We start from the raw sequence: 1,685 nt of genomic DNA on the forward strand, positions 1-1,685 counted from the left end.
TGCTCCAGGGGTCGGCCAGGGCCATCCATGGCCCCACGCCTTTCGCGGCTCCTGCCGCTCATCCCCCTACGCAACGACTCCGCTCGGCCTTGCGGTGAATGGGGCGGGTAGATCACAAGCCAGATCAATATCAAGAGCAGATCAAGCGCTTGCGCGTTGCAGCGTGTTGTTAATCAGCCTTCCAATTCGGCTGGCGAAACAATGGTGCTTTTGCCTCGCGAGCGTCCGGAGCTGAGGTAGTCGGCGATGGATTCTTGCGTTACTTCGCCGAGGAAGTCGTTTTCGGCGCTCAGTACGGGCAGCCATGAGCTGTTGAATTCGTACATGCGCGATAGGAGGATGCGCAGGTGTTCGTCGTGGGCGGCGGTTACGTTGAAGTCGCGTAGGAAGGGTTGTACTACGCCGCTTTGCCCGCGTAGGTCGCGGCGGCGGACGTAGCCGAGGCCTTTGTTGTTGGCGTCGGTGACGACCAGGTAGCGGCGGTCGTTTTCGTCCATCAGTTCTTGGGCGTCGGCAATCGGGGTCTGTACTTGAATAGAGGGCGCGTTGTCGGCGGCGTCTTCGGCGCGGATCAGCAGTAGGCGTTTGAGGGTGCTGTCTTGGCCGACAAAGCCGCTGACAAAATCATTCGCCGGGTGGGCTAACAGGGTGTCGGGGTGGTCGAATTGCAGCAGTTTGCCGTCTTTGAAGATGGCGATCTTGTCGCCCAGCTTGATGGCTTCGTCGATGTCGTGGCTGACCATAATCACGGTCTTGTTTAGCGCGCGCTGCATTTGGAAAAACTCGTTTTGAATCGCGTCGCGGTTAACTGGGTCGACTGCGCCAAAGGGTTCGTCCATTAGCAGCACCGGGGCATCGGCGGCCAGGGCACGGATCACGCCGATACGCTGCTGTTGCCCGCCCGATAGCTCGCGTGGGTAGCGCGACAGGTATTGCTTGGGCTCCAGTTGCACCATGCCCATCAGTTCTTTGGCCCGTTCGTGGCAACGCTTTTTGTCCCAGCCCAACAGTTTGGGCACCACCATGATGTTTTCTTCGATGGTCATATTGGGGAACAGGCCGATCTGCTGAATCACGTAGCCGATGTTGCGCCGCAGGGTCACTTCGTCGATGCCGGTGGTGTCTTCGCCGTTGATCAACACGCGCCCGGAGGTTGGCGTAATCAGGCGGTTGATCATTTTCAGCGTGGTGCTTTTGCCACAGCCGGAGGGGCCGAGGAATACGCAAATCTGGCCTTCGTCAACGGTGAGGCTGACGTGGTCAACGGCCACGACATCTTTGCCTTTTTGCTGAAAGGTTTTCGTCAGTTGGTCGAGTTCGATCATGTTCGGGTCCTCAGTGCGCGGCGCGCAGGCCGCGGGGAGTAAGGGTTTTCTGCAGCCACTGCAAAAACAGGTCGGCGATGATGGCGAGCACACTCACCAGCACCGCGCCAACAAACAAGGTGGCCATGTCACTGCGGCTGATGGCGGTCAAAATCAGTACGCCTAAGCCGCCGGCGCCAATGGTGGCGGCAATGGTCATCACGCCAATATTCATCACCACGGCGGTGCGCACACCGGCCAAGATCACCGGCAAGGCAATGGGCAAATCGACCATGCGCAGGCGCTGCCAAAAGCTCATACCAATGCCGCTGCCGGCTTCACGAATACCCGGTTCAACGCCACTCAGCGCCAGGTAGGTGT

2 protein-coding genes are annotated in these 1,685 nt (G+C 59.2%); both read right to left on the reverse strand.

The genetic code is table 11. The features are described 5' to 3' along the window. Window positions 1–173 precede the first annotated feature (173 nt). Window positions 174–1,325, reverse strand: a complete 1,152-nt coding sequence (locus AAAB16_RS25365) for an ABC transporter ATP-binding protein (RefSeq protein ID WP_340665850.1) — start codon at window positions 1,323–1,325, stop codon at window positions 174–176. Between the two features lie 10 nt (window positions 1,326–1,335). Continuing rightward, window positions 1,336–1,685: ABC transporter permease subunit (locus tag AAAB16_RS25370; RefSeq protein WP_340665851.1), on the reverse strand; the 350-nt coding region annotated here is incomplete at its 5' end.

It is taken from the genome of Pseudomonas sp. (assembly GCF_037994325.1).
Classification (GTDB): domain Bacteria; phylum Pseudomonadota; class Gammaproteobacteria; order Pseudomonadales; family Pseudomonadaceae; genus Aquipseudomonas.

What these genes read in the sequence shown, in the direction of transcription:
- AAAB16_RS25365 (WP_340665850.1), bottom strand. Translation starts at nt 1,325, where the DNA reads ATGATCGAACTCGACCAACTGACGAAAACCTTTCAGCAAAAAGGCAAA.